This window comes from Woeseia sp. D3-10 (genome assembly GCF_055809415.1).
In genome coordinates, this window is record NZ_JBVVTW010000007.1 from 2,332,450 (window position 1) to 2,353,963 (window position 21,514).

A 21,514-nucleotide genomic window follows, 5' to 3' on the forward strand; every position below is an offset into this window, starting at 1 on the left:
CTACTGTCTGCTCGTGGTACCTGAATACTGGGACGAAATGGCGTCTTTGCTGGCGCGCAGATTGTTGCTGGCGGCGTCGCCCATGGACAAGGCCAGCGAGACGAGGATGGCATCCAGTATGACGAGGTGTGCAAGGCGTGATCTCATTGGCGTGTAAACGCTGGTGTCTTCTGCCGGTTCACAGGGCAGCACAATACTGGCAGCGTTTGCGAGCCGCGACATCGGATCAGTTAGCGCGATGACGGTTGCGCCCCGTTTGTCGGCGACCTCGGAGGCGCGTGCTGAGTCACTCCATGCGCCGTTCGTCGAAACAAACAACAGTACATCGCGTGGTCCTGCTATTGCAGCCATTTGTGCAATTCCAGGGCCGTCAGTCAATGCCGAGCAGGGGGTGCCGAGGCGGAAAAACTTGTGGCAAGCGTCGTTGGCGACATGTCCCGAGGCGCCGAGTCCTATGAATACCAGCTGCCGTGCGGCTTTCATCGCGGCAACCGTCCGTTCGAGTGGCATCATGGCCAGTAGAGCCCGGGTATCGACAAGTGCCTGGATCGACGCATCGATGACCTTGGAGACGGCATCGGGTACCGCGTCGCTGGAATTGACGTCGCGGTGTATGTAACTGGTCGGTCGGCTGAGTGCCTCAGTCAGCCGCAGGGTCAGGTCACGAAAACCGCGCAGACCAATCCGCCGACAGAAACGAATCACCGAAGGTTCGCTGGCGCCGCAGGCTTCGGCAACCTTGGCCAGCGTGGCACCCGCTGCCTGGCGGGGGTGTGCAAGCACCCAGCGAGCCACGCGCTGTTCGGCGGGGCTGAGTTTGGGCAGGATGTGGTCGATGCGGTTCAGCATGTAGTAAAACTACAGCATTTTCGGAGTAACACGCAAACAATAATGGCTCTATTACGGTATTGATGTAGTAAACTTTCAGGTATTGTTTCGGAGGCACTATGGCCAAACTGGTTCCGGTTGAAGAGTTCGACCTGATTATTTTCGGTGGCACGGGCGACCTGGCAATGCGCAAATTGTTGCCGGCCCTGTTCCATCGCGAAGGCGACGGGCAGATTACTGGCGACAGCCGGATCATCGCTGCCAGCCGCGGCGCGGTAAGCCGTGACGAATACCTGGCTCGTGTAGAGACCGCGTTGCGCGAAAACCTCGCGGGTGAGTTTAACGAGCCGCAATGGCAGAAATTTCGCGATCGCATTCACTACGTTCAGGCGGCAGCCGATGCGCATGATAAGTGGAGTGAGCTCGTGTCGATACTCGAGGGTCACGATCAACGCACGCGTGTTGCGTACCTTGCGACGGCGCCGGGCTTGTTCGGCGCGTTTGCGAACGGCTTGCGCCACAACGGGTTGATCACACCCGGTAGTCGGATCGTTCTGGAAAAGCCGGTTGGCCACGACTCCGCTTCAGCCGACGCAATTAATAATGCGGTCGGTGAGTGTTTTGCCGAGAACCAGATTTTTCGTATCGATCATTACCTTGGCAAAGAAACCGTCCAGAATCTGCTGGCTTTGCGTTTTGGCAACTCATTGTTCGAGCCGTTGTGGCGGCGCGGTGCTATCGACCACGTACAGATCACCGTTGCCGAAGACCTTGGTGTCGGCGGTCGAGGTGAGTACTACGATCGCATAGGTGCATTGCGTGACATGGTCCAGAACCACCTGCTGCAGCTGGTTTGCCTGGTGGCAATGGAGCCGCCATCGAGCCTCGATCACGATGCCGTACGCGATGAAAAAATAAAAGTGTTGCGCGCGTTGCGTCCAATCTCCGCCGATAACGTGAAAATCAACACGGTACGTGGCCAGTACGCTTCAGGCGCCATCAAAGGTCAACCCGTAGAGGGCTACCGGGATGAGATGAACGGTGCCGCGAGCAGTTGCGAGACGTTCGTTGCATTGAAACTCGAGATCGACAACTGGCGTTGGTCAAATGTGCCGTTCTATATCCGCACGGGTAAGCGCCTCAAGGCCAAGCACTCGGAAATCGTGCTGCAATTTCAGGATGTGCCGCATTCAATTTTTTCGGAGCAGAGCTACGATATCTCGCCCAATCAGTTAATGATCCGTTTGCAGCCCGACGAAGGCGTCAAGCTTTCCGTCATGGCCAAAGAGCCAGGGCCCGGCGGCTTCAACCTGCGTCCGGTCTCGCTCGACCTGAGCTTCGAAGAAACGTTCGGCGTTCGTTATCCGGATGCTTACGAACGTTTGCTCATGGAAGTCTTGCGCGGTAATCCGGCGTTGTTCATGCGTCGCGATGAGGTCAGTGCAGCCTGGAACTGGATAGACGCGATCATTGCGGGCTGGGAAGAGACCCATCAGAAAGTCGAATCTTACGTTGCCGGTTCGTGGGGGCCGACATCCTCATCCTTCCTGCTCGACCGTGACGGACGCGCCTGGCATCCGGAGAGTTAAGCAGTGACAGATTTTGAATTCAAAACACGCGAGGAAGCGTCAGTGGCTGCGGCCGCGCGCTTGCAGCTTGCGCTTGAACGACGACTGGCCTCGGGCGGAGAAACCTCTCTGGTTGTCAGCGGCGGTACGACACCCGATCGTTGTCTTAGCGAGCTGGCGACAGCAAGTCTTGACTGGAAGAAGGTTCACGTGGTGCTTAGTGATGAACGCTGGGTACCTGCAGATTCCGACGACAGCAACGAGAAGCTCGCTCGCGAATTGCTGTTGTGCAATGCCGCGGCGGCCGCGACGCTGCATGGCGTTTATCGCGCCGGTATGACGGTTGATGAGCGCGCCGTCCAGCTTGATAAGGAATTGCGCCTGCAACCGCTGCCGTTTGCGTGCGCGCTTCTGGGTATGGGCACGGACGGTCATTTTGCTTCGCTGTTTCCCGACGCGGAAAACCTGGCCAGTGGTCTCGATCCCGATTCATCGTCGCTCTGCATTCCGGTCCGAACCAAGGCGAGTCCGCACGCGCGGATCAGCCTGACGCTGTCGGCACTGTCGCGCAGTGATGAGATCGTGTTGCTGGTTTTCGGCGAAGAAAAGCGCGATGTACTGCGTGCCGCGAAACAGTCGGCGACAGCCCTGCCAGTCTCGCGCCTGCTGGTGCAAAAGCGCGCGCCCGTACACATCTATTGGGCGCCCTAGCCGCGACAAACTTGCGACGCAAAGAGGTTAACGCATGCACAAAACAATTGAAGAAGTCACCAAACGGGTTATCAGCCGTAGCGCGCAAGATCGTTCTGCCTATTTGCTGAGAATCCGGAAGGCGGCCGATGAGGGCCCTGCGCGCAATGCACTGTCATGCAGCAACCTCGCGCACGGCATGGCAGCTTGCGGGCAAAAGACCAAAGAACAGCTGGCCGGCAACGTCACGCCTAACATAGGCATCGTTTCCGCCTATAACGACATGCTTAGCGCGCACCAGCCTTTCGCTGAGTACCCTGACAAAATTCGTGCAATGGCGGCCGAATGCGGTGCGACCGCACAGTTTGCCGGCGGAGTCCCGGCGATGTGTGACGGCGTCACCCAAGGACAGGAAGGCATGGACCTATCACTGTTCAGTCGCGACGTCATCGCGTTGTCGACCGCCGTGGCGCTCTCGCACAACATGTTTGATGCGGCAGCTTGCCTAGGAATTTGCGACAAGATCGTACCGGGGTTGCTGATCGGCGCGTTGTCGTTCGGTCACTTGCCGGTCATTTTTGTACCCGCCGGCCCCATGACCACGGGATCATCGAACAAGGAAAAGGCTCAGGTTCGTGAGGATTACGCCGCCGGCAAGGTCGGGCGTGAAGAATTGCTGGCAGCGGAGTCAGCGGCCTATCACGGTCCCGGCACCTGCACGTTTTACGGCACCGCCAACAGCAATCAGATGTTGATGGAATTCATGGGCCTGCAATTGCCGGGCGGTTCGTTTGTAAACCCCGGCAGTGAGATGCGAGACCGGCTCACCGATGAAGCCGTGCGGGTGGTCCTCGGCCTCAGCAATCTTGGTGACAATTACACGCCTATCGGTGAAATCATCGATGAGAAAGCGGTAATAAACGGCATCATTGGTTTGTTGGCAACGGGCGGTTCGACCAATCACACGATTCACCTGGTTGCGATCGCCGCCGCTGCCGGCATCAGGATCGACTGGGACGATATCGCAGAACTGTCGTCAGTCGTGCCGCTGTTGGCGCGGGTTTATCCCAACGGCATGGCGGACGTGAATCAGTTCCACGCGGCCGGTGGTCTCGGCTTCGTCATTCGAGAACTGCTCGACGCCGGTTTTCTGCACGACGATGTGCGTACTATTCTTGGCACCGGCCTGCGGCGTTTTTGTCAGGAGCCGTGCACTGACAATGGCAAACTTGCGTGGCGGGATGGTGAACGTAACTCACTCGATACCGACATACTTCGGCCGGCTTCCGCGCCGTTCGATGACGAAGGTGGTCTGCGCGTCGTTCAGGGTGAAATTGGCCGCGCAATCGTCAAAGTGTCCGCGGTTGACCCGGCATATCAGAATATCCGTGCACCTGCGCGGGTGTTCCTGAGTCAGGAGGCGTTTACTGAAGCGTTCAATGACGGCGAACTGGAGCGGGATTTCGTTGCGGTGCTGCCAGCACAGGGGCCACGCGCAACCGGTATGCCGGAGTTGCACAAGCTGACGCCATACCTCGGCCTGCTGCAAAACCGCGGTTTTAAAGTGGCGTTGCTGACAGACGGGCGCATGTCCGGCGCATCAGGCAAGGTGCTGGCTGCAATTCAGGTCACTCCGGAGGCTGTTGCTGGCGGCCTGATCGGCAGAATTCGGGATGGCGACATGATCGAGATCGATTCCGACAATGGCGCGCTTACTGTGGAGAGTGACGATCCGTTGGCTTCAAGGGCGGAGCCGCACTTCGACCTGACCAGCAGTCACAATGGCATGGGGCGTGAACTGTTTGTTACTTTCCGTAACAATGTTTCTGGTGCCGAAGCGGGTGCCAGCATTTTTGCCAATAACGACATAGGCTAGTTGATACTGCTGCGGTAAACGGGAACGACGCATTTGCGTCCTGTTCAGCCGGTGGATGCCACTTAAGGTCAGCCCCTTACGGTTAATGGATCGCGGATTGCCATGACAGAAGAGCGTTTGCTGATTGGCGACATTGGCGGCACCAATGCCCGCTTTGCGCTCGCCAGCGCCGACGGCAACGCCTATTCGGCGCTGCGCATCCTGCCGTGCGTACAGTTCGCGACTGCAGAAGATGCCCTTATGCATTACCTGCGGGAGGTTGGTGCGGACTCTCCTGACGCCATCTGCCTTGCCGTCGCCGGACCCGTCGTGGAACAGCGAGTACGCTTCACCAACAATCCCTGGCAACTGAGCGCCGCCGAATTGGGCGAGAAGTTCGGCACCGAGCGAGTACGCCTGCTGAACGATTTCGAAGCGATCGCGCATGGCGTTCCCTCATTGGGGCCTGCCGACAGCGTGGCGATTGGCACGCCTGCACCGATAACGATGGCTGGCAAGCAACGCATGTTTGCCGTGCTTGGCCCCGGTACCGGTCTCGGTGCTGTTGGCCTGCGCAAGCAAGGTGAACAGTTCCTGCCAATTGCAGGCGAAGCAGCGCATTCCGGTTTTGCTCCGGAAACAGCGCTTCAGCTTCAGGTGCTCGCGTCTTTGCGCGAGCGCTTCGACCGGGTGTCGACGGAACGACTCGTATCCGGCGCCGGTCTCGAGAATATCTACTGGGCCCTTCGGCGTATGCGTGACGAGCAGGGCGGCGTGTTGTCAGCGGAAGCTATATACGTTGCGGACCATAACAAGACGGACGATATCGCCACTGCAGCCGTCGATCTGTTCTATGAGATTCTCGGACAGTTCGCCGGCGACCTGGCGCTCACGCTTGGTGCGACGGACGGCATCTTCATTGCCGGTGGAATTGCTCATCGACACCGCGAACGGCTGATCAACAGCCGCTTTCGCCACAGCTTTGAAAGCAAAGGTCGCTACAGCGAGATCATGGCACGCATACCTACCCGCTTGATCGTTCATGACCAACCGGGTTTGCTTGGCGCTGCCCGCTACGTCTACCAACTGGCCGAACAGTAAATTGTCGCCGCCTGAGTTGCCGTTCTGGCGCTCGCGAGGGCTGAATTCAATTTTCGGTCAGTTCCGTTGTCTCTAATAAACACAAGACAGGCCGAAGTTCGGGTCGTGCGGACGCACCGACAAAACTGTCGTATCGGCTGATTCAACAGACGCCGCTCTGCCAGAAATCGGCTCGGCGAACGCTGTTTGGTGGCCTGATTCATGTCGGCATTTTTTGCAAATCCGTTCGTGGCCGGAAACCGTGCTTTTGTAACCTGTTGATTATAAAGTATTTAATAAATTGGCACGGCTATTGCTTTGTATATAGCAGTATTTACACACTAACCCTTGCGGGTACAGGCACATGACCAAGACAAAAAATGCATTTCTGGCTGTAGTAGCCATCCTTTTCTCTCCGCTGGCGGTCCATGCCGACCCTATCGTGCTGGCCAATGGCGATATCACCGGCCTTGAAGTTGGTGAAATGACCTTCGACGTATCGTGGAATTTCGGTCGCTCGAATCCGCGTCCCGGTGACTTCGCCGTCTTCAACAATGACCAAGAGCTTGTTGATGATTTCATGGTGGCTGTGCTCGACGCGTTTACGTCTTCCGGATTCCGGGGTGTACGCGGTCAGGTTTATTACGGCATCGATTCCGCCAGACTGTTCGGCAGCATTGTGCAAGACGTAAACCGTGGTGGTTTTTCACTGATGTCCGATACGGCGCACGGGCGTTGGGGCAGTTACCGTGATGCTGGTTGGGGCTCCGTCACGATGAGCCAGGTTCCGGAACCGGGTACGCTGGCTTTGTTTGGTCTCGCGCTGGCCGGTCTTGGCCTGTCACGACGTCGTCGCCAGAGCTAAAGCCGCGCAACAATGTTTGGAAAAACCCGCCCGCGTGGCGGGTTTTTTTTTGTCCATGAATTGATCCCGAATGGGCTCGTTAGCGAGATGAAGCTGCCCGCGACTCTTGCCGTGATCACCCTGTTTCGATGCCCTCATTTTCGGCGGCGTAGCGACATAGCGCCCCGCACTGTACCGACCGCTTCAACGGCCTGGCAGCAAGCCCGCCTCTTCTATAGCGGCCGGTATTGCTGCCAGTTGTCGCGTCGCTACAAGGTGTGCGCCGCTGATGCCTGGAATCTCGCGCAAGGCCGACAATTGTTCGCCACAAATACGTACGCTTTCCTGCTCAGGATTGCCAGCTACTCGCAAACGCTCAAGATGGGCGTCCGGGATGTTGACGTTCGGCCGGTGGGTACGCAGCCATTCCGCATCACTTGCGGACTCGATAATGGCCAGTGAGACATACACGCGGACACGACTTAGCAAGTCGGTCGCATGCAGGTGTTTCATATAATTCTGCAACAAATCCATGTCCATGCAGATATGCGTCAATGCAAACCGCGCGCCCGCCTCGACCTTCTCGTTAAGTTTCCTCGGCGTCCAGCCTGGCTTCGGTGTATGCGGAGTGATCAGACCGCCAATGTAAAAGTCCGGTAGCGACGCCATGCGCTCGTCCGCGGTCAACTTGCTTGCCGTAGCAATAAGCTCGGCGGCATCAAGGTCGTGCACAGCCCTCGGCCGGGGCTTGAATCCTTCCGGTACGCGATCACCACGCACCAGTACCAGGCTGCTGACACCCAGCGCGCCAGCGCCGAGTAGTTCGCTCAGCAAGGCAATGCGGTTCCGATTGCGGGTGGACAATTGCACGATGGGGTCGACGCCGTTTGCCAGCAGCAAACTCGCGCCGGCGAGTGTCGACAAATGCGGGTGCCCGAACTGATTGTCGGTCAGTAATACGCCATCGACGGCCGGCTTCAGCAATGTTGCCTGTTCGCGAATAACCTCGGCGCCCGTGTCGGGCTTGAGGAAAATCTCCGCTGTTACGCAGAAATCCCGAGTCGCGGCAGCTGCTTTGAATGTCTTCAAGTTGTCGGGAGACCTGGGTCAGCACGCCGGCATTCGGCGTTATTGAGAACGCGCAGGTTATTGCTTTCCATTTTGCTGCACAAGCGCGCCGCACGAATGGCATTATGCGATAGCGCCGTCAGGACCATTGCTCGCTACCGCTGGGTAGTTGCTGTCCGAACAGGCATGCGTTGGCGAATCCGGAGACGACCATTTCTGAATTGATACCACAGCGCAATCATTTCGAAGCCGCGGCGTCGGCGCTACGCAGTGGTGATCCGGGCCGGGCTGCAGCGCTATGCGCAACGGCTCTTCAGAATCACCCGGACGATGCAAACCTGCTGTGCCTTGGCGCCCGCGCAAATATTGCCTTGCGACGGTTTCCGCTGGCCACGCAATACATTGAGCGGGCACTGCGTGGGCACCCGGATTTCGCTGTTGCTCACGATGTTCACGGCGATTTGCTGTTGGCCAAAGGCTACGCCGACCTTGCGGTCAAAGCGTATGCCCGCTCGCTGCGACTTGAACCCGCGCGGCCTGCGACCGTGTCAAAGATCAACCGTGCTCGGGAAGTGCTGGCGGCGGGTGGCTCACGCGCGCCACGAGAGCGACGTGCGCAGATGGCGTTTGAAAACGAGATTCAGGAAGCTCAGGCATACGCCGCTGCGGGCGACAAGCAACGTGCTGAAGATATTTACAGAGGTATCCTCAGCAAGGACCCGGATCACGTCGAGGCGGCCCGCCTGCTTGCGGGTATCGCTGTTGATCATGAACGACTGCAGGAAGCCGAAGTCTTTTTGCAGCGCGCCGTTTCCTTGGCGCCAGACTATCCGCGTGCACTCGTTGATCTGGCAAACGTGCAACGTGACCAGGACAAATTTGACGATGCGCTTGCGACGGCGGACAGACTGATCGAACTCGCACCGGAGGCGGCCGAATCGTACATGGTACGGGCCAGCGTGCTTGGCATGGCCGGGCGGCATGACGATGCGATTGCGACTTACCGTCGTGTTCTGGAGCTTGCGCCCGACAAAGCCGGTGCCCTGTGCAGTATGGCCCATCATCTCAAGACCATCGGTCAGAGCGACGAGGCCATTGCCCAGTACCGTGCAGCAATCGCGGTGCGGCCAGATCACGCCGAAGCGTACTGGAGTCTGGCCAACCTCAAGACCTTTCAGTTCAACAGTGAGGAGGTCAGCGCGATGCAGGCTTTGTTGCACGACGAGAGCCTGACTGAAGTGGCGCGTTCACAAGTAAACAATGCGCTGGCGTTCGAGTTTGAAGCACGCGGCGACTACGACACTGCGTTCGGATATTTCGAACAATGCAATATCGTACGTCGGCGGGTGGAGGTGTACGACCCTGTGGATACAGAGACGACCCACGACCGAATAATTTCGATGTTCAATGAGTCTTTCCTCGCGCAAGCCGCAGCCGGGTCGGCTGAGCCGGTGCCGATCTTCATTGTTGGTCTGCCGCGCTCGGGTTCGACGCTGATTGAGCAGATTCTGGCGAGCCACAGCCAGGTTGAGGGTACTCACGAGCTCAGTGATTTGCCGAAGGCCGTGCAGCAGCTGCGTCGCCGTGCGCCGCGCCAACAGCGTTACCCGGAGTTTTTGGCCAGCCTGAACGCGGGCGGTTGGTCCAAAATCGGCGAGGAGTACTTAAGGAGTACCGCCAAGTACCGGCAAGGCAGCGCGTTCTTCATTGATAAGAATCCGAACAATTTCGCGTACACCGGCTTGATTCGTCTTGCTCTGCCGAATGCGAAGATAATCAACGCGAGACGTCACCCGCTGGACAGTTGTCTCGGCTCGTTCAAGCAGCTGTTTGCGAGCGGGCAGACATTTTCGTACGACATGACGGAGCTTGGCGAGTACTACCTTGAGTATCAGCGCTTGATGGACCATTGGCACAGCGTCTTGCCGGGGTTCGTGCACGACGTGCACTATGAAAATGTTGTAGCTGACCTCGATACCCAGGTTCGACAACTGCTTGATTTTTGCGGCTTGCCGTTCGAAGAAAGTTGCCTTAGGTTCTTTGCGAACAAGCGGGCGGTCAAGACGGCAAGTTCGGAACAGGTACGCCAGCCTATTTACTCAAGTTCAGTGAATCTGTGGCGCAAGTACGAACCGCACCTCATGCCATTGGTTCATATACTGGAACCCTTGTTGAATACACTGCCCTCGGACGCTCGACCCGCGAGCTTGCAGACAAACGTATCCGGAAGCATTCAAGTTATTGATAAATAACTTTAATGGCTGACCTTGCCACTGCCACTGTCGAATATCCGGTCGACACAGCCGTTTGTCCGGTGGTCAAAATGGCCCTTACCGCGGGCAACAATTTGGTGCAAAAGATTCGCGGCTTGTTGTGGTGCTTGTAGTTATTCCGTGCCTGCCCTAGATTCGGCAGTAGCACTGCAAGACAAAAGTGCCGCAGACACATCGTTATTGTCGGGGGACATAGCTATGAAAGAGTCTTACGGTCTGGCCGTTACGCCGGTCGCCGCCGCGGTTGCTACAGCATTGTATCCGGGCATCTCCGCCCACGCTCAGGAAGCCGAAGCCGCGACTCGCGGTGTTCTCGAAGAAATTGTGGTTTCCGCGAGAAAGCGCACAGAGTCGGCGCAGGATATTCCAATTGCTATTCAGGCTTTGTCGCAAGATACGCTTGCAGCGATGGGCGCCAAAGCGATGGAAGACTATGCTCGCTTCATTCCGTCGGTCAACGTTGTCACTTACAGCAACAGTTCCAGTGTGGTCGTATTCCGGGGCGCCATTACTGGCGCTGGCTACATCGCACAATCGACGTCGTCGGTTTATCTGGACGAAATTTCTATTACGACCACCGGTGCGCAGCCCAGTGTGCGTATGGTTGATATCGAACGCGTTGAGGCACTGTCGGGGCCGCAGGGCACGCTCTACGGTTCAGATGCCCAGGCGGGCACGATGCGCGTTGTTACCAACAAGCCGAACCCCAGTATTTTCGAATCCGTGTTTGATGGCGAAGTGCGCGCCGGACCGGACAGCGACCTCAGTTATCGTGGCTCGCTGGTCTTCAACGTACCGTTGATTGAGGACAAGCTCGCATTGCGGGTTGTTGGCTACAACGATCAGGACGGCGGCTTTATCGATAACGTGTTCGGGCATACCCCCGACGAATCAGCCATTCAGGGCCCCGGTTTTTATCCGGCGGGTTTTGGTACGCTGGATAATTCGGCGGCCGTCGAAGACCGCTGGAACGATTCTGAAACAATAGGCGGCCGGGCGTCGTTGCGTTGGGATATCAATGAAGACTGGTCAACGACATTATCGATAGCCGCGCAGGATTCTGACTCTGGTGCGGACAATCACTACGACCCTTACGTTGGCGATTTAAAGACAGTGCGGTTTCACGACGAGTGGACCACTGACAAATTCAATCTTTATTCCTTGACCGTTGAGGGTGATCTTGGTTTCGCGCAGCTGGTCTCCGCCACGTCGTACTACGAGCGCAAGCACAACTACCAGGTCGACGCGACAACTTACGCGCACTACTGGGCCGCGAGTTACTGCCACGATTCCGCGTACACCTCTGCGGAACTGCCTTACTACTGGACCAATCCGGACACAGGCTATGTAGTCTTTTATCCGGTTTACTGCCACGGCACGTCTGTCGACAGCGACTTCTTCAATCTGTCCAGACTCAATGCACAACAGGACAAGTTCACACAGGAAATCCGGCTTTCCCACCAGGGAGATACGCTGGACTGGATTGTGGGCCTTTATTACGAAGAAAGTCTGGATGCGTGGCAATCGTCGTTTGCCGGTCCGACTACCGGCGGCGACGGCAGCGTCAACGTCTACCAGGACTCCATTTCGTTGAATTACTGGGAGTGGTATTTCTCAGGCCTTTACGAGACGCCGGTTACCTACCCCGATGCGACCTCGCACTGGCACTCGGAGAGTCGTACTGACTGGGAGCAGAAAGCTGTTTTCGGCGAAGCGACCTGGCACATCAATGACCGGATAGACCTGACGGTTGGTGGTCGCTACTTTGATAGAAGCAATACGAACCGCTACGTTGTCCGGAATCCCGGCGGCTTCAACAATGCGGGCGAGCCCTCAATTAACGATCTGGTGTTGCGAGAAGCGCTGCTCGCTACCGGCGAGGTTCCGGGGCGTACTGGTCGCGACAAAGAGTTCATTCCGAAGGTCAGCCTGAGCTATGCCTTCGCGGATGACCGGCTCATGTACGGCCTGTATACGCGCGGCAAGCGACCGGGCGGTATCAACCGTACCCGCGGCGAGCCGTTCTTTCCATCCAACTATGAGTCCGACCTGATGGACAACTACGAGGTCGGCTACAAGTCTCTGTTTGCCGGAGGTGCCGGGCGCTTTAACGCGACGGCTTATCACATGGTCTGGTCGGACTATCAGCTGGAGCTGGTCGACCCGTCCAGCGCCGTATGCGAGGACCCGATGGTTGAGGCCGTGCCAGGTGTCTGTGGCCAGCCCTGGCAACGTGTTGTTGCCAATGCCGGTGAAGCGCACATCACCGGACTTAGTGTCGAGCTCGATTACGCGCCGAACGCCAACTGGACGTTGGGTATGAACGCCGAGTTCATGGAGGCGGAGACGGATACGGAACACGACCTGAACGGGGATGGCATCAACAACCTGGTTGCCGGTCTGCGTTTGCCGGTCGTGCCCGAATTCAAGGCCTCCGGCTGGGCCGAGTACCACTGGCCGGTGCAGTGGAACGGTCAGAAAGATGCGTTCATCAGGACGCAATGGTCCTACACCGGCGACACGTTGAATATTCTGGAGCCGTTGTCACAGGTCGATAGCCCGAACCCGCAGTTCAAGAACGCCGCCTATACCATCGGCGACATTCGTGCCGGTCTGACAGGTGACGATTGGGAAGTCTCCGTTTTCGTCAACAACGTAACCGACGAGCGCGCTCAGTACACCCACGCAGACGGATATTTCGACTGGGGCGCTTCCAGCGTAGCTGACGGCAGAGCACGGATTCAGAATATCTACACAAACCGGCCACGAGAGTTCGGGGTGCGCTATACGAAGAGGTGGGGGGACTAAGCGCAAGCAGTTGCGCTTGGAGGAAACCGGGGCTTGCCCCGGTTTTTTCTTTTCCGCTGGTATTAAAGCCGGAGGTTCAGTCCGTACTGTGCATCGTGATCAGCCTCATTATCTGAAATTCATCTTGCTACTGGGCCATCGTCTGGCATGCTTCTGGCTACCGGATGCGGCAACGTCAGTACCCGCAAAAACAGTAGTGCGTCGCACCGGTTGACCTCTTGCAACCTTCAGGTGCGCCATGACCCAGCTCGTTCACTTCGCCCGTATTGCATTGCTCCTGCTTTTTTCGAGTTGGCTGGCTGCCTGTGGTGGCGCGGAGGAGCCCGTGGCCACGTCACCGGGTGCCGATGCCGTTTACAAGAATGGGCGAATTTATACCGTCGATGGGCAGCGTAGCTGGGCCCAGGCACTGGCCATCAGCGATGGAAAAATCGTTTACGTAGGTTCGAACGAGGGTGTGGCGGCGCACACCGGTAGCAATACCCTGGTGACCGATCTGCACGGGCGTTTCGTGTTGCCGGGTTTGCAGGACAGTCACGTACACCCGATTGGTGGCGGTATCGAGGCCTCAGCCTGCAATCTGAACGATCAACCTGGACTTGCCGAGTACCGCACTATCATAGGCGAATACGCTGCGGCCAACCCCGACGTGCCCTGGATACTGGGTGGCGGTTGGGCCATGTCGGTGTTCGGGCCCGGCGGTTCGCCAAATCGCGATGTCTTGGACGAACTCGTTCCTGATCGCCCCGTTTTCCTGAGTTCGCAGGACGGCCACACCGGTTGGGCCAATAGCGTGGCTCTGGAAATGGCCGGTATCGACAAGAATACGCCGGACCCGGTTGACGGTCGTATTGATCGTGACCCTGTGACCGGCGAAGCCAGTGGCGGTTTGCAGGAAGGGGCGATGAAGCTCGTGACCCGGCTTATTCCGGCGACTACGGATGAAGACCGGCTGGCCGGATTGCGCTACGCGCTCGCCATGTTGAACGAGTACGGCATTACCGGTATTCAGGACGCCAACGTCGATGCGGACTCTCTCGACGCTTACAAGGAACTGGAGCGTCGCGGCGAACTGAGCCTGCACGTAGTTGGTTCTATCTGGTGGGACAGGGAACGTGACATGGGTCAGCTCGCTGACATCATTGCGTTGCGGGAAAAATATACCGGCGGATTGATCGATGCCGGTACGGTCAAAATCATGCAGGACGGGGTGATGGAAAATTACACCGCCGCAATGCTTGAGCCATACCTCGTGCCTGACGGCACTCGTGGTATCCCCATGATCGAACCGGAACTTCTGAAGCGTGTGGTCAGTCGTCTGGACGCCGAGGGTTTCCAGGTGCATTTCCACGCGATCGGGGATGCCGCCGTCCGCCAGAGCCTGGATGCGGTCGAGGAGGGTTTGATCGACAATGGCCGACTGGGTCACCGGCATCATATTTCTCACCTGCAGATGATTGATCCGCAGGATATTCCGCGTTTCGCAGAGCTCGATGTTGTCGCTAATTTCCAGCCGTTGTGGGCGTATGCCGATTTGTACGTCACTGAACTAACAATCCCGTTCATCGGTGAAGAGCGGGCCCGCTGGATGTACCCGATCAAAAGCATCCAGGATGCCGGTGGCGTGATCGCGTTCGGCAGTGACTGGTCGGTATCAACAGCGAATCCGTATCACCAGATGGAAACAGCGATCACCCGTAAGAGCGCGGTCGATGACGAGATGGAGAGCATGATTCCCGAGGAACGCATCGATCTGGAAACGGCCATCGCGGCCTTCACGATCAACGCGGCGTTCGTCAATCGCAACGAGACCAATACCGGCTCGCTCGAAGTGGGCAAGTCGGCGGATCTGGTTGTGCTGGATCGCAATCTGTTCGAGATTGAAGCAAAGGACATCTCGGAAACGAAAGCTTTGCTGACCGTGTTCCAGGGCCGACCCGTATACGGCGATCCCACCGCCTTGTAGCCCGCGTCGCCACGGTCCGCGTGGCGACCTGTAGCCTCTAACCCGACCGGGCGTTCCGCCTGGTCTCGATGGCGCAGGTCGGCTGCGCGGCAGCCAAAGCCCCGTCTCATTAGCCGTCAGTCCAGGCGAGTGTCGCTTGTGACCCGGGGTTTTCACCGAAATGTCCCACGACTAATCGCGAAATGTCTTGCATTAAAACTTTGGAATGTTCAGTATTCACTAAACTCACTGAACGGCAGCAGGCGATTACCCCTTTGCGGGGCCGCTGGCTGCTGTCTATTTGTCAGCCGGAGGCAGCGGATTCATGTCAGCGAAGATCGAGACACCCAGCGCCGAAGCGCGTTTCGTCGAACGCATGGGCCAAATCATGCAAGAAGCCGGTCTGTCGCGTATCGCAGGTCAGATCTGGGCGGCGCTGATCGTCGCTGAAGGCCCGGTGGCGGCATCCGACCTTATCGACAGGTTACAGATCAGCAAAGGCAGTCTCAGTACTAACATCCGTCTTCTCGAATTGCTGTATGTCGTCGAACGGCGCTCCAAGCCGGGCGAGAGGCAAGATTATTTTTCTATTCGCGAGAATCCCTATGCCGCGCTAATCGAATCGCAGATTCGGCGCAGCGAAAAATCGGTGGCAGTCGTTGCCGAAGCGCGCGCCAGCATTACCGGCGAACGCGCGCAGAAAAAACTCGCGGATCTTGAGCATTACTACACTCTTTACGGCAAGTCCTCGAAGGACTTGTTGCGCACCCTGGACGCTAACAAGAAATGAAATTGACCGTACCCGCAGAGCCTACTGCCATGACAAAAAGTACCCCACCCCGTCGCCACGCAAACAGCACATTCGCGCTGGGATTTCTGCTTTTGGCCACGTTGGGCGTCTCCGGCTGTGGCGAAGAAATGCAGACCATGACGCGCCCCACGCCGGAAGTCGGAATCGTTGTTGCCAAAAAAGCACCGGCCGAAAACGTTGTGGAGTTCCCGGGGCGGGTACAAGCCGTGCGTACCGCTGAAGTGCGCGCGCGCGTAAACGGGATAGTGGAACGCCGGCTGTATGAGGAAGGTGTTGACGTCATCGAGGGGCAGAAGCTGTTTCAGATAGATCCGCGCGAGCTCCGTGCGAATCTCAACGCGGTGAACGCGACCATGGCGCGCGCTGAAGCGACGGTTGCCAATGCCGAACAGGACGTTGATCGATTCAAAGGGCTGGTTGCCGATCGAGCGATCAGTGAACAGGAATTCGACGCGGCGGTTGCGCGCCTGCGTACGGCGCAAGCCGATGTGGCTCAGGTCAAGGCGCAACGTGAAAGCGCAGAACTGAGCCTGGGCTTTGCCACCGTCACCGCGCCTATCGCCGGTCGAGCGGGCCGCGCCCAGGTAACCGAGGGCGCACTGGTCAGTGCGTCAGCGGCAACCCTGATGACAACGATCGAACAGATCGATCCTGTTTACGTGAATTTTTCACGTTCGAGTGCGGACATGCTGAAAACTCGCCGGGAGATCACCCAGGGCACACTGGAGGTTCCGGAGCTCCAGCGCATCAATGTCCGCCTGGTACTGGAAGACGGCAGCGAGTACGAACATACAGGACACCTGAATTTCCTGAGCCTTTCTATCGATCAGGATACGGGCACGGCGGCTGTTAGAGCTGAGTTTCCGAACCCGGATCAGTCGTTAGTTCCTGGGCAGTTCGTGCGTGCCCGTATCGGCGCAGGTGTGCGCCCGGATGCCATTCTCATCCCGCAACGCGCGGTTCAATTTGCGCCACAAGGTGCAAGCGTGATGATTGTGAACAGCGACAATATGGTCGAGGCGCGAGAAGTTGTTCTCGGCAATCTTTCTGAAGGTGCGTGGCGTGTGACCGGCGGACTCAGTGGTGGCGAACGCGTCATCGTTACCGGTCTGCAAAAAATCGGTGTCGGCCAGCAGGTCGTCGTCGCCAACGCAACCGCTGCTGCCGATTCACCGAAATGACGCCGAAATTTTTCATCGATCGACCCATTTTCGCCTGGGTAGTCGCGCTCACGATCCTGTTGGCCGGGGCAAGCGCACTGCGTGATCTGCCAGTTGAGCAGTACCCGTCCATCGCGCCACCGTCGTTATCCGTAAGCGTTACCTATCCCGGTGCGGATGCATCGGTTCTGGAAACCAATGTCACACAAGTCATCGAACAGGCACTGAATGGCGTTGAAGGCTATCTGTACATGTCGTCGACCAGTCAGTCGAATGGCAGTGCTAGCATCCGCGTAACGTTTGAATCCGGCACCGACATCGACCTCGCGCAGGTCGAAGTCCAGAATCGCCTGCAGACTGTCGAGCAGCGCTTGCCGGAAGAGGTTCGACGCCAGGGCATACAGGTCAATAAAGCGTCATCCAGTTTCATGATGATTGTTTCGCTGACCTCCAAGTCGGGTGCCATGAGCACGCTGGAACTTGGAAACTTTGCGACGACGCGGGTGATCGACGAATTGCGCCGGGTCCCGGGCGTTGGCGACATACGCTCGTTTTCCTCTGAATACGCGATGCGAATCTGGCTCGATCCGGACAAACTCACGAGCTACAGGCTGTCCGCATCGGACGCGCTGGCCGCGGTTCGTGAGCAAAACAGCCAGTCACCGGGCGGATCATTAGGTGACCGGCCTATTGCCAACGGCTACGAGATTGCGGCACCAATCCTGACACAAGGGCGGTTTACCACCCCGGAAGAATTTTCATCGATCATTCTGCGATCGAACCCCGACGGTTCAGCGGTCCGACTCGGTGACGTTGCACGCGTCGAACTGGGCGCTCAGAACTACCTGTTCAATATCGAAGTAAACGGAAACCCGGCAGCTGGCATGGCGATACAGTTGACCACCGGAGCGAACGCATTGTCTGCGCGCGCCGGTGTGCAAAAACGTATGACCGAACTGGAGCGTTCTTTTCCCGCCGATATTGGCTGGACTGTCCCTTACGACAGTACGCCGTTCATTCAGATCTCTATCGAAGAAGTTCTGAAGACGCTCGCTGAGGCCATGTTGCTTATCGTTCTGGTCATGTTGCTGTTCTTGCAGAACTGGCGCGCCACGCTAATACCGACAATCGTAGTGCCAATTGCGCTGGCCGGTGGTTGTATTGGCCTGTGGCTGTTCGGCTTTTCAATAAACGTACTGACGCTGTTTGCGATGGTCCTCGCGATTGGCATTTTGGTCGATGACGCCATCGTCGTGGTCGAGAATGTCGAACGGGTCATGGCCGAAGAGGGTTTGTCGGCCTACGACGCCACCGTCAAAGCCATGGGCCAAATTACCTCTGCGATTGTCGGCATTACGCTTGTATTGATTTCGGTTTTCGTGCCGATGGCGTTCTTCCCCGGCTCAACCGGCGGAATCTATCGCCAGTTTACGTTGACCCTTGCAGTCTCGATCGGCTTTTCCGCGCTGCTGGCATTTACGCTAACACCCGCGTTGTGCGCGACGTTGCTCAAAGCCCATAGCCCGGACGCGGACAAAAACCGTGGTCGGATAGGGTCTTTTTTCGCAGGCTTCAATCGCTGGTTCAGTCGGACGACAGATCGGTACCAGTCGTGGGTTGGAAAAATTCTGCATCGGCCGCTGCGTTTTATCGTGCTGTTCTTTGTCCTTTGCGGCGTAACGTTGTTGCTCTTCTCCCGCCTTCCCGGCAGCTTCCTGCCGAATGAAGATCAGGGCAGTGTCTTCACAGTCATCCAGGCGCCGCCTGGGTCAACTACTGAACGCACGAATGAGGCGATTGAACAGGTAAAAGCATTCTATCGGGAGCAGCCGCAGGTCAAGGCGTTCACCGTGGTGCGTGGGTTCAGTTTCGGTGGTGTAGGTCAGGCGCATGCAATGACGTTTGTTTCTTTGCACCCCTGGGAAGAAAGAGTCGGGCCGGAGAACAGCTCGGCTGCGCTGGCGGGTAAAGCCATGCGGGTTCTCTCCGGTGTTAAAGAGGCGACCATCTTTACGCTGAGTCCACCGCCTATTCGGGAACTCGGCAACTCCAGCGGATTCAGCTTCGTTCTGCAGGACCGCTCGGGCCACGGCGCGGCGGCATTGCTGGATGCCCGCAATCAGATTCTCGGTGCGGCAGGTCAAAGTCCGCTGCTTACCCAGGTTCGCCCTGAAGGTCAGGCGGACATCCCGCAATTACGGGTCATGATTGACCGCACGAAGGCGCGTGCACTCGGGCTGGCTATCAGTGACGTGAACTCCACGCTTTCGATATCGATGGGCGGAGCTTACGCGAATGACTTTGCTCGTGACGGGCGCATATTGCGTGTGCTCGTGCAGGCAGATTCGGCGTACCGCATGTCGCCTGATGACGTACTTAACTTGCGGGTCCGGAGTTCGAATGGCGACATGGTGCCGTTCGGCGCGTTCACGTCCGTCGAATGGACGGCCGGTGCACCGCAAATCGAGCGCTTTAACGGTTACCCGGCGATGACCATCTCGGGAATGCCCGCTGAGGGACGTTCGACGGGCGAGGCCATGGATGAGATGGAGCGCTTAAGTCAGGAGTTGCCGGAAGGCTTTGGCTTCGAGTGGACCGGCATGTCGTTCGAGGAAAAACAGTCGGAAGGGCAGGTCGGAATGTTGATGGCCTTTTCCTTGCTCGTTGTATTCCTCTTGCTCGCCGCATTGTACGAGAGTTGGTCTATCCCGCTTGCCGTACTATTGATTGTGCCACTCGGCGTATTCGGCGCTGTTGTGTTTTCCTTGCTGCGCGGCTTACCGGCCGATATCTATTTCAACGTGGGTTTGATTACGATCATTGGCCTGGCAGCGAAGAACGCAATCCTGATCGTTGAATTTGCCATCGAAGAAGAGGCCAGCGGCAAGAGCCTGTACAAGGCAACGATGAACGCTGTCAAACTGCGGTTGCGCCCGATCATCATGACCTCGCTCGCCTTCATACTCGGCATGGTGCCGTTGGCGATGTCCACCGGTGCCGGTGCGGCCAGTCGCATCGCTGTGGGTACCGGGGTGATGGGCGGCGTTATTGCAGCAACACTGCTTGGTATCTTTTTTATTCCGCTCAGCTACCTTGCGGTGCGGCGCTGGATTGCACGCGGCACTGTGCCAATCACAGATGATCGGCCGGAATCTGCCGGGGAGAAGCGCCATGCGTAAACTCCTGATGTTGAGCGTGCTCGGCTCGTTGGGTGCTTGTCAGCTCGCCCCCGAACACGTGCGGCCGCCGTTGCCCACCGATTCTGCCTACCCGGCCGAGTACACCGTGGACAGCGCTGCCGCGTCCGCAGCTCGACCTGAATGGCAGGCGTTTTTTGTCGACCCGCAGCTCGCGGCTCTGATCGACATCGCATTGACGAACAATCGCGATATGGAAGTAGCTGCCCTGCGCATCGAGGAAGCGCGAGCGACCTACGGCATCCAGCGCGCGGACCGCCTGCCCACGGTCGCTGCGACCGCCGATGCAAGTCGTTCCCGTACCTCGATTGCCACGTCAAGTGCGGCTGCGGGAGTTAATGAACGTTATTCGTTGGGACTTGGAGTCTCGGCGTTCGAGCTCGATTTTTGGGGCAGGGTAAGAAATTTGTCAGCTGCCGCTCGTGGCAACTATCTGGCGACGGTGGAAGCAGCGCAAGCATTTCAGCTATCGCTGACGCGCGAACTGGCGCTTGCCTACCTCGCTAAGCTTGAAGCAGCGGAGCGTATTGAGCTTGCGGTACGAACGGTTAGTGCACGTCGCGATCAGCTGCGCATTGCGGAGCGTCGACTTGATGCAGGCGTAACCTCAGAGCTGGAATTTCGTCAGGCGGAAACATTGCTGACGCAGGCTGAAGCGGAATTGGCCGGGTTGCGCCTGAACTTTGCCCAAAGCAATAACCTGCTCAGCGTATTGCTTGGTGGCCCGAACGACAGAGAGCTGCCGGCATCGCTGCCGCTGGGACAGCAGGTCCACTCGTCGTACTTTTCACCCGGTCTACCCTCGGCTCTGCTGGAGTCACGGCCGGATATTCGTGCCGCCGAACAACAGTTGATCGCCGCGCGCGCCAATGTCGGTGCGGCTCGAGCCGCCTTCTTCCCGGCGATCAAACTGACGGGCAGTTTCGGCTATGCGTCCACGGAACTGGATACGCTGGTTGGCGATGATGGTCGTGCCTGGAGTTTCATGCCGTCGATCAGTTTGCCGATTTTCGACACCGGACGTCGGCGCGCTGCACTCGATCTGACGAAAGCGCGCGAGAACATCGCGGTGGCCGGGTACGAACGGGTGATTCAAACAGCGTTTCGGGAAGTGTCTGATGCACTTGCCGGGCGACGCTACCTCGCCGAGCAGATTGCTGCTCAGGAACGTGGCATCGTTGCCCAACGCCGCCTGGCAGAGCTTGCACGCAAGCGTTACAACGAAGGTGTGGTTCGTTACCTCGAAGTGCTGGACGCAGAACGCAGCCTGTTCGCTGCAGAACAGGCGTTGCTGCAGGTTCGGCGCATAGACGTTGCGAACAGTGTTGCTCTCTTTATAGCGCTGGGCGGAAGCGTTCCTGACGCGAGTTAGTCGCCGCTTGTAGTG

General features: G+C 57.7%; 14 protein-coding genes. 12 read left to right on the forward strand and 2 right to left on the reverse strand.

Translation table 11 applies throughout. The features are described 5' to 3' along the window. Positions 1–849 carry a MurR/RpiR family transcriptional regulator gene (locus tag AC0L8N_RS10810; RefSeq protein WP_473667662.1) on the reverse strand — a complete coding sequence of 283 codons (849 nt, stop codon included), beginning with the start codon at positions 847–849 and terminating at the stop codon, positions 1–3. Positions 850–947: 98 nt separating this feature from the next. Here AC0L8N_RS10810 and zwf point away from each other — a divergent pair, with 98 nt between their 5' ends. The 5 genes from zwf to AC0L8N_RS10835 all read left to right on the forward strand — a co-directional run bounded on the left by zwf (position 948) and on the right by AC0L8N_RS10835 (position 6,886). Then, entirely contained in the window at positions 948–2,417 is a 1,470-nt protein-coding gene (gene zwf, locus AC0L8N_RS10815) for a glucose-6-phosphate dehydrogenase (protein ID WP_473667663.1), read from the forward strand. Positions 2,418–2,420: 3 nt separating this feature from the next. Next, the gene (gene pgl / locus AC0L8N_RS10820) at positions 2,421–3,107 is read left to right on the forward strand and encodes a 6-phosphogluconolactonase (protein ID WP_473667664.1); all 687 of its coding nucleotides are present in this window, start codon (positions 2,421–2,423) and stop codon (positions 3,105–3,107) included. 34 nt (positions 3,108–3,141) lie between these two features. Next, on the forward strand, positions 3,142–4,962 hold the full coding sequence (gene edd, locus AC0L8N_RS10825) for a phosphogluconate dehydratase (RefSeq protein ID WP_473667665.1): 1,821 nt from the start codon (positions 3,142–3,144) through the stop codon (positions 4,960–4,962). A 102-nt stretch (positions 4,963–5,064) separates the two neighbouring features. Continuing rightward, positions 5,065–6,042 (forward strand): glucokinase, encoded by a 978-nt coding sequence (gene glk / locus AC0L8N_RS10830; RefSeq protein ID WP_473667666.1) that lies wholly within the window; start codon positions 5,065–5,067, stop codon positions 6,040–6,042. A gap of 343 nt (positions 6,043–6,385) precedes the next feature. Then, a complete protein-coding gene (locus AC0L8N_RS10835) occupies positions 6,386–6,886 on the forward strand; it encodes a PEP-CTERM sorting domain-containing protein (RefSeq protein WP_473667667.1) in 501 nt (166 codons plus the stop codon). A gap of 183 nt (positions 6,887–7,069) precedes the next feature. On the opposite strand, the gene AC0L8N_RS10840 is transcribed toward AC0L8N_RS10835, so the two are convergent. Further along, positions 7,070–7,954, reverse strand: a complete 885-nt coding sequence (locus tag AC0L8N_RS10840; protein ID WP_473667668.1) for a methylenetetrahydrofolate reductase — start codon at positions 7,952–7,954, stop codon at positions 7,070–7,072. A gap of 200 nt (positions 7,955–8,154) precedes the next feature. Between AC0L8N_RS10840 and AC0L8N_RS10845 the strand changes: the two genes are divergently transcribed. The 7 genes from AC0L8N_RS10845 to AC0L8N_RS10875 all read left to right on the forward strand — a co-directional run bounded on the left by AC0L8N_RS10845 (position 8,155) and on the right by AC0L8N_RS10875 (position 21,499). Beyond that, positions 8,155–10,185, forward strand: coding sequence for a tetratricopeptide repeat-containing sulfotransferase family protein (locus AC0L8N_RS10845; protein ID WP_473667669.1), 2,031 nt, complete (start codon positions 8,155–8,157; stop codon positions 10,183–10,185). A 219-nt stretch (positions 10,186–10,404) separates the two neighbouring features. Beyond that, on the forward strand, positions 10,405–13,014 hold the full coding sequence (locus AC0L8N_RS10850) for a TonB-dependent receptor (RefSeq protein ID WP_473667670.1): 2,610 nt from the start codon (positions 10,405–10,407) through the stop codon (positions 13,012–13,014). A gap of 238 nt (positions 13,015–13,252) precedes the next feature. Then, positions 13,253–14,980, forward strand: coding sequence for an amidohydrolase (locus AC0L8N_RS10855; RefSeq protein ID WP_473667671.1), 1,728 nt, complete (start codon positions 13,253–13,255; stop codon positions 14,978–14,980). Between the two features lie 304 nt (positions 14,981–15,284). Beyond that, positions 15,285–15,749 (forward strand): GbsR/MarR family transcriptional regulator, encoded by a 465-nt coding sequence (locus AC0L8N_RS10860; RefSeq protein WP_473667672.1) that lies wholly within the window; start codon positions 15,285–15,287, stop codon positions 15,747–15,749. 29 nt (positions 15,750–15,778) lie between these two features. Next, positions 15,779–16,951, forward strand: a complete 1,173-nt coding sequence (locus AC0L8N_RS10865) for an efflux RND transporter periplasmic adaptor subunit (RefSeq protein WP_473667673.1) — start codon at positions 15,779–15,781, stop codon at positions 16,949–16,951. Next, positions 16,948–20,109: a multidrug efflux RND transporter permease subunit gene (locus AC0L8N_RS10870; RefSeq protein WP_473667674.1), complete on the forward strand. Its 3,162-nt coding sequence runs from the start codon at positions 16,948–16,950 to the stop codon at positions 20,107–20,109. The genes AC0L8N_RS10865 and AC0L8N_RS10870 overlap by 4 nt, the downstream gene beginning before the upstream one ends. Further along, positions 20,102–21,499, forward strand: coding sequence for an efflux transporter outer membrane subunit (locus tag AC0L8N_RS10875; RefSeq protein WP_473667675.1), 1,398 nt, complete (start codon positions 20,102–20,104; stop codon positions 21,497–21,499). Before AC0L8N_RS10870 ends, AC0L8N_RS10875 begins: the two co-directional genes overlap by 8 nt. Positions 21,500–21,514: the final 15 nt, after the last annotated feature.

Coding starts and splice junctions, on each gene's coding strand:
- AC0L8N_RS10810 (WP_473667662.1), bottom strand. CDS start 849: ATGCTGAACCGCATCGACCACATCCTGCCCAAACTCAGCCCCGCCGAA.
- zwf (WP_473667663.1), top strand. CDS start 948: ATGGCCAAACTGGTTCCGGTTGAAGAGTTCGACCTGATTATTTTCGGT.
- edd (WP_473667665.1), top strand. CDS start 3,142: ATGCACAAAACAATTGAAGAAGTCACCAAACGGGTTATCAGCCGTAGC.
- glk (WP_473667666.1), top strand. CDS start 5,065: ATGACAGAAGAGCGTTTGCTGATTGGCGACATTGGCGGCACCAATGCC.
- AC0L8N_RS10835 (WP_473667667.1), top strand. CDS start 6,386: ATGACCAAGACAAAAAATGCATTTCTGGCTGTAGTAGCCATCCTTTTC.
- AC0L8N_RS10850 (WP_473667670.1), top strand. CDS start 10,405: ATGAAAGAGTCTTACGGTCTGGCCGTTACGCCGGTCGCCGCCGCGGTT.
- AC0L8N_RS10855 (WP_473667671.1), top strand. CDS start 13,253: ATGACCCAGCTCGTTCACTTCGCCCGTATTGCATTGCTCCTGCTTTTT.
- AC0L8N_RS10860 (WP_473667672.1), top strand. CDS start 15,285: ATGTCAGCGAAGATCGAGACACCCAGCGCCGAAGCGCGTTTCGTCGAA.
- AC0L8N_RS10865 (WP_473667673.1), top strand. CDS start 15,779: ATGACAAAAAGTACCCCACCCCGTCGCCACGCAAACAGCACATTCGCG.
- AC0L8N_RS10870 (WP_473667674.1), top strand. CDS start 16,948: ATGACGCCGAAATTTTTCATCGATCGACCCATTTTCGCCTGGGTAGTC.
- AC0L8N_RS10875 (WP_473667675.1), top strand. CDS start 20,102: ATGCGTAAACTCCTGATGTTGAGCGTGCTCGGCTCGTTGGGTGCTTGT.